This window comes from Parolsenella sp. (assembly GCF_982402205.1).
This window is the reverse complement of sequence record NZ_CEVYAT010000091.1, coordinates 1-6,328: the sequence shown is the minus strand read 5'-3', so window position 1 is coordinate 6,328 and position 6,328 is coordinate 1. Positions and strand designations below refer to the sequence as shown.

Annotated in this window: 5 protein-coding genes; all 5 read right to left on the bottom strand. The window is 68.2% G+C overall.

Annotated elements, in window-relative coordinates:
• Positions 1-280: 280 nt before the first annotated feature.
• Positions 281-1,402: a UDP-N-acetylglucosamine--N-acetylmuramyl-(pentapeptide) pyrophosphoryl-undecaprenol N-acetylglucosamine transferase gene (locus tag AC1VTH_RS05745; RefSeq protein ID WP_481335192.1), complete on the bottom strand. Its 1,122-nt coding sequence runs from the start codon at positions 1,400-1,402 to the stop codon at positions 281-283.
• Positions 1,403-1,404: 2 nt separating this feature from the next.
• Positions 1,405-3,048 (bottom strand): FtsW/RodA/SpoVE family cell cycle protein, encoded by a 1,644-nt coding sequence (locus AC1VTH_RS05740; RefSeq protein WP_481335191.1) that lies wholly within the window; start codon positions 3,046-3,048, stop codon positions 1,405-1,407.
• Positions 3,049-4,473, bottom strand: coding sequence for a UDP-N-acetylmuramoyl-L-alanine--D-glutamate ligase (gene murD / locus AC1VTH_RS05735; protein ID WP_481335189.1), 1,425 nt, complete (start codon positions 4,471-4,473; stop codon positions 3,049-3,051).
• A 93-nt stretch (positions 4,474-4,566) separates the two neighbouring features.
• The gene (mraY, locus tag AC1VTH_RS05730) at positions 4,567-5,598 is read right to left on the bottom strand and encodes a phospho-N-acetylmuramoyl-pentapeptide-transferase (protein WP_293673729.1); all 1,032 of its coding nucleotides are present in this window, start codon (positions 5,596-5,598) and stop codon (positions 4,567-4,569) included.
• A gap of 1 nt (position 5,599) precedes the next feature.
• Positions 5,600-6,328 (bottom strand): glutamate ligase domain-containing protein (locus tag AC1VTH_RS05725; protein ID WP_481335187.1); only part of this gene is annotated, 729 nt, incomplete at its 5' end.

The following is a 6,328-nucleotide window of genomic DNA, read 5'->3' as shown; positions in this document are numbered from 1 at the left end:
TAATACGGCTTCGTGCGTTCTTGCGGAATACACGAAGCCTAATTGGGTGCAACGTCAGGATTGCGGCCAGCGCGGTCAGGATGCACGAGAGCGATTAATGTGCAGCGCCGGGAGCTCAACGTCCCCCGAGGACGCACGTCGTCGATTTAAGTGCAGGAGCCGCGTCGAATGCCAAAACCGATGATCATCGCCCAAGCAAACAGCGCGAGACGGGCGGCAGATAGCCACCCGTCTCGCGCGAATCAATCGATACTCGATAAGAACTCGCGGCTTGCGAGCCCTACTCCCCTGCCACCTGCTCGACGGCGTCGGCAAGCTTGGCGGCCGCCTTATCCTGCGCAAGGCCCGCCGCGGCGGCGCGCAACTTGCCACGCTCGTCCGCATCGCACACAAGCTCGAGCAGCTTGTCGCCAAACGCGGGCTCGCCCAGCGCGTCATCGGCGAACAGCACGGCCGCACCCGCATCCGTGAGGTAGCGCGCGTTCGTGGTCTGATGGTCGGCCGTGGCGAACGGGTACGGCACGAGCACGCTCGGCACGCCCAGCGCCGCGATCTCGGCAATCGAGCTCGCGCCGGCGCGGCTCAGAACCAAGTCTGCCGCCGCAAGCACGTCGCCCATGTTGTCGATGTAGCTCTCGAGGTGCCAGCGGCTGGCCTCCTCGTCGGTCAGCGCCAGGGCCTCGGCCGCCTCCTCGTAGCCGCCCTTGCCGGTCGACTGCACCACGTGCAGGCCCGGCACCGCAAGCAGCCGCTCCTTGAGCGCGCCCATCGCGGCATTGATTGAGCGCGCGCCCAGCGACCCGCCAAACACGAGCAGCATCGTCGCATCCTCGGGCACACCCAGCGCCGCACGGCCCGCAGCCCTGCTGCCAGCCAAGACGCTGCGCCTCACGGGATTGCCCGTGAGCTCCACGTGGGCAGCGTCGCCCTCGCGCGCAAAGACCTTCTCGGCCGCCGGCACCGAGATGCAGGCGCGCCTCGCGTGGTCGGCCATCATCTTGTTGGCAAGGCCCGGCACCGAGTTCTGCTCGTGCAGAAGGTAGGGCACGCCATGCCCCTTGCACCAGCCCAGCAGCGGGACCTCGACATAGGCGCCAAAGCCAATCGCCACGTCAGGCGCCTTGCCGGCCGAGAAGCGCTTGCCCAGCGCCCTCTTGGCGCTCGCCACGCGGGCCAGCGCCGTCACGGCCGTCCAGGGCTTCGAGCGGTCAAATCCCGTGACGTCGGCCTCCACCAGTTCAAAGCCGGCAGCCGGAACGAGCGTGCCCTCGAGCTTGGAGGGGCGCCCGTAGAACGTCACGTGGTGGCCGCGGTCGCGAAGCTCCTCGGCAAGCGCCAGCGCCGGGTTGATGTGACCAGCCGTGCCACCTGCGGCGATGGCAACCTCGAGCGTACGGGTCATGGCTATCTCCTTCTCTGGTTGCGGCCGCGCGAGCCCCCGCGCCCGCCCTCGCGCGAGCGGGGCACCGCACTACCGCGACCCTCAGACGTCCTCACGGTGGGGCCACCGTTGCCGCCGCGCAGGCGGTCGCGGGCGTCGGGCCCCAGGTCGATCCTCTCGCGCCCACCGCCGCCGTCGACCACACGCAGCGAGCTGCGGGCCTCGCTCGCGCTTGCCAGCGGGGTCGACGCGGTACGCGGGCGCTCGCGCACCGTCGCCTCGTCGCGACGGGCCGAGGCGACGCCACCAGCGGGCAGCGTCCGCGCCGCATAGGCCCCGCGCAGGTGTGTGTGCGGCTCGCTCACGCCCGTGTCCTGATCGTCGGCGAGCCTCATGCGGGCGCGGTTGCGGTCATAGGCAGTCTCGGGCAGCTTGGAGTGAATCGATACGTTCACGATGAGCCCCACCAAGATAAGGCAGCTCATGATTGACGAGCCACCGTAGCTGATGAACGGCAGCGGCTTGCCCGACAACGGAAACAGCCCCAGCACGCCAAAGACGTTGAGGAAGAGCTGCGCCAGCAGCAGGGTGGCGGCGCCAATCGCCAGCAGGCGGCCCTCGTTGTCAGACGCGTTTCGCGAGATCTCGAACGCCTGGTAGGCAAGGAAGGCAAACATCGCCAGCACGAAGAGCGTGCCAAGAAGACCCAGCTCCTCTCCCACGATGGCAAAGATGAAGTCGTTGTGGGCCTCGGGCAGGTAGCTGTACTTCATGCGGCTCATGCCCAGCCCCACGCCCTTGATGCCGCCCGACGCAAACGCGTAGAAGCCGCGCGTGAGCTGGTAGCCACTGTCCCACTCGTCTGCCTCGGGGTTGAACATTGTGATGATGCGCTGGCGCGAGTAGTCGTCCTTGAGGGCGAGGACGAGGCCAACGGCAACAACAAAGATCAGGAAGCTGCGCACGAGCCTACGGTCGAGCCCTGCGTAGTAGGCCACGACAAAGATCATGGCGCAGATGATCATCGTGCTGCCCTTGTCGGGCTGGAACAGGATGAGCACGAGGGGCAGGCCCAGGAACAGGCAGCCGCTGACGACAAGCTCCTTGAGCTCCATACGCTGCTCGCACAGCCACCCATTGGCAATGGACGCCGTGGCAAGCAGCACCGATGCCTTGGCGAACTCGGACGGCTGCAGGCGAAACGGGCCGATGGCGAGCCAGCGCGTGGCGCCGCCAGCAGTGGAGCCCGCGACGCGCACCACGAGCAGCATGACACAGACACCCAAGCCAATGACCATGAGCCAGGTGGGCTTGCAGAGCGTGTGATAGTCGATCTTGGCCGCAGCGAAGGCCAGGATGGCGCCACCAATGATGAAAGCGAACTGGCGGATGACGTAGTAGTTGGCGCTGCCCTGCTCGCTCAGCGCCTCGACCGAGCTAGCGGAGTAGATCATGACGAGGCCAAAGCAGACGAGCAGCACGGTGACACCGATGAGCAGCAGGCGCGGACGCATGATGCGCGCGGGGACGCCCATGATGGCGCGCTCGAGGTTGCCACGGCTGGCCTCGGCACGGCTGCGGGCGGCGGCGCGGGCGCGCTCGCGGGAGGACGGACGCTCGGCCGCGCCCTCGCTGGTTGTGGGTCGGGTGATGGTGCGATCTGCCACTTACTTCTCCCCCATCTGGGAGATGCGCTGCGCCACGAGCTGCTTGAAGACGCGGCCGCGCTCCTCGTAGCCACCGAACTCGTCGAACGACGAGCACGCGGGCGAGAGCAGCACCGTGTCGCCGGGGCGCGCGGCGGCGATGCCGGCGTCGAGGGCGTCCTCAAGGTGCTGGGCGCGAAGAACCTGCAGCGTGCCGCCCTGTGCCTCGAGAGCGGTGGCAATGCGCTCGCCGGCCTCGCCAAAGCAGACGGCCACGCGGGCGTCTGCCGCGACGTCTGCCGCCATGTCCTCGAGCTCGGTGCCCTTGTCGTGGCCACCCAGCAAGATCACGACGGTACCCGGGGCGAAGGCCGTGAGAGCCTTGGAGACCGCGTCGGTGTTCGTGGCCTTGGAGTCGTTCACGAAGCTGATGCCAGCCGCGCTGCCGCAAGGCTCGATGCGGTGCTCGAGCGGGCTGAAGGCGGTAAGTCCCGCGCGGACGTCGGCGACGTCGACGCCGCAGGCAAGGGCGGCCGCCGAGGCAGCCAGGGCATTCTCGACGTTGTGGCTACCATGAATCTGCAGGTCGGCGGCGTGTACGAGCTCGGTGTCGACGCCATCGACGCGCACGACGAGCATGCCGTCGCTGCGCTGCCAGGCGGCGTGGGGAGCGTCTGCGGCAGGCGCCTCGCCCGCAGGCAACAGGTGGCAGACGCGTAAGTCCCGGGCCTCGAGGCGCCCGATGATAGCGCGGCACCAGTCGTCGCCCGTCGAGACCACGGCGAGGTCGCCGGGCTCGAGGTTCGCGAAGACCTTCTCCTTGGCGGCGGCGTAGTTCTCCATCGTCTTGTGCCAGGAGAGGTGATCGGGCGTGACGTTGAGCAGCACCGCCACGTGCGGGTGCAGGTAGCGCGTCGTGGCCAGCTGGAAGCTCGAGAGCTCGGCCACGAGCCACTCGCCCGGGGCGCGGCGGCAGACCTCGCCAATCGCCATGGTGCCGATGTTGCCCACGGCCTCGGCGGCGCAGCCGCCGGCGCGCAGCAGGTCGCGCGTGAGGGTGGTCGTGGTGGTCTTGCCGTTGGTGCCGGTGATGCCCACCCAGCGCTCGGGACTCTCGCGCCAGGCGAGCTCGGGCTCGCCGATGACCTCGGTGGCGTGGGCGGCGGCGCTCGCGAAGAAGTCACTGAACTCGGAGATGCCGGGGCTCACCACGGCAACGTCGTAGCGGCCCTCGACGTCCTCGGTGCCGCACACCACGCGCGCGCCCGCGCTCTCGAGGGCGCGGGTCGCCTCACCCGGCTTGCTCTTGAGGCCGCCATAGACGGTGACCGACGTCACGCGACCCTCCTGGCGCTCGTCAAGCAGGCAGTCCGCGACCGCCTCGCCCGTCTTGCCCAGGCCCAGGACCAGCACGTCTCCCCAGACGCGATCATCAACGTTTGCCATCACAAAGATGCCCCCTCAAAAAACACGTATGGGCGCCGCGACGCACGCGCGGCACCCATGACAAAGCGCCGCGTGCGGCGGCGCCCCTAGTCGCTAGCGAAGCTGGAAGTACAGGGCAAAGCCCACGGCCGCGAACATCGCGCTCACAATCCAGAAGCGGATGACCACCTTGGTCTCGCTCCAGCCCTTCTTCTCGAAGTGGTGGTGGAGCGGCGCCATGAGGAAGATACGCTTGCCCGTGGTCTTGAACGAGATGACCTGCAGCATGACGCTCAGGGCCTCGCAAATGAACAGGCCGCCCATCACGAGCGAGGTCACCTCGGTCTTGGTGAGCACGGCCAGCGCCGCGAAGCCCGCGCCCAGCGCGAGCGAGCCCGTGTCGCCCATGAAGATCGATGCCGGGTAGCAGTTGTGCCACAGAAAGCCCACGCAGGCACCGGCGCACGCGCCGGCAAACACCGCGAGGTTGATCTCGTCGTACGAGAAGGCCACCATCGCCATGGCGAGCATGACCACCATGACCGTGCCACCTGCCAGGCCGTCGAGGCCGTCGGTGAGGTTCACAGCGTTTGACAGACCCGCAAGCAGCAGGAACACGAAGAGGACGTAGAGCCAGGGCACCTGCACGCCGGCGATGGTGCTCGTGAGCACGCCCAGGTCGATCACGAGGCCGCCCGGGAAGGTAACCGTGGGCGCGATGCCCACCCAGTTGACCGCGAACAGGCAGAACGCCACCGAGATGACGATGAGGCCGGCCATCTTCTGCGAGGGCGTGAGGCCCAACGAGCGGCCGTGGCTCACGCTCTCGATGTCATCGAGAAGGCCCAGCAGACCCGTGGCGATGGTCGCGACGACGCACAGGATGAGGTCGGGCGTCCAGCGGGCGAGCAGCAGCACGGTGAGCATGATGCCCACGAGCATGATGACGCCGCCCATGGTGGGCGTGCCCTGCTTCACAAGGTGCGTCTGCGGGCCGTCGGCGCGGACCTGCTGGCCAATGCCGTCCTTGCGCATGACGCGGATGAACGCGGGCATGATCGCAGCCGTGATGAGGCCAGCGACGAAGACCGCGACGAACACGAGGTAGGTGGGGTACTGAGACCCGGCAAACAGGGAGCTAAGCATGTTAGCCCATCACCGCCTTAACGAATCTGTCGAGGTAGGCCGCACGAGACGCCTTCACGAGCACGAGGTCGTCCTTCTCGAGCACGGGGCCCATGACGCGCGCGAGCTCCTCGACGTCGGCCACGCGCACGAGCTTGTCCTCCGAGAAGCCCATGAGGCGCGCGGCGCTCTCCATGTGATTGGCGCGCTGGGTGCCCACGATGACGAGCAGGTCGAGCGGCTTGGCCGCGGCGTAGGCGCCAACGAGCTCGTGGAGGCGCTCCTCCTCGGCGCCCAGCTCGCCGATCTCGCCCAGGATCGCCACGCGACGGCCACCGGGCGCCACCTGCATCGAGCACAGGGCATTGAGGGCCGCGGCAGTGGAGTCGGGGCTCGCGTTGTAGGAATCGTCGATGACGCGGCAGCCGCAGGCAGCGCGCACGACCTCCTGGCGCATGTGCGTGGGCGCAAGCTTCTCGAGCGCCTCGATGGCCGCGTCGAGCTCCACGCCCATGCCGCAGGCAAGGCCCAGGGCAAGCAGCAGGTCGGGCACGACCTGGGCGCCCGTGAGCGACAGGGCCACGTGCATGCGCGTACCGGCGGCGACGCCGCCCAGGGCCTGGTCGAATACGACGTCGAGGCTCGGGTGCGCCTCGTCGTCGAGCGCAACGTTCTCGGCGTGGGCGAGAGCAGCGCGCTTCACGCCGACGAGCGTCACGGGAACGCCCGCGGGCTTGGCGAAGTGCTCGGC

Coding starts and splice junctions, on each gene's coding strand:
- AC1VTH_RS05745 (WP_481335192.1), bottom strand. CDS start 1,402: ATGACCCGTACGCTCGAGGTTGCCATCGCCGCAGGTGGCACGGCTGGT.
- murD (WP_481335189.1), bottom strand. CDS start 4,473: ATGGCAAACGTTGATGATCGCGTCTGGGGAGACGTGCTGGTCCTGGGC.
- mraY (WP_293673729.1), bottom strand. CDS start 5,598: ATGCTTAGCTCCCTGTTTGCCGGGTCTCAGTACCCCACCTACCTCGTG.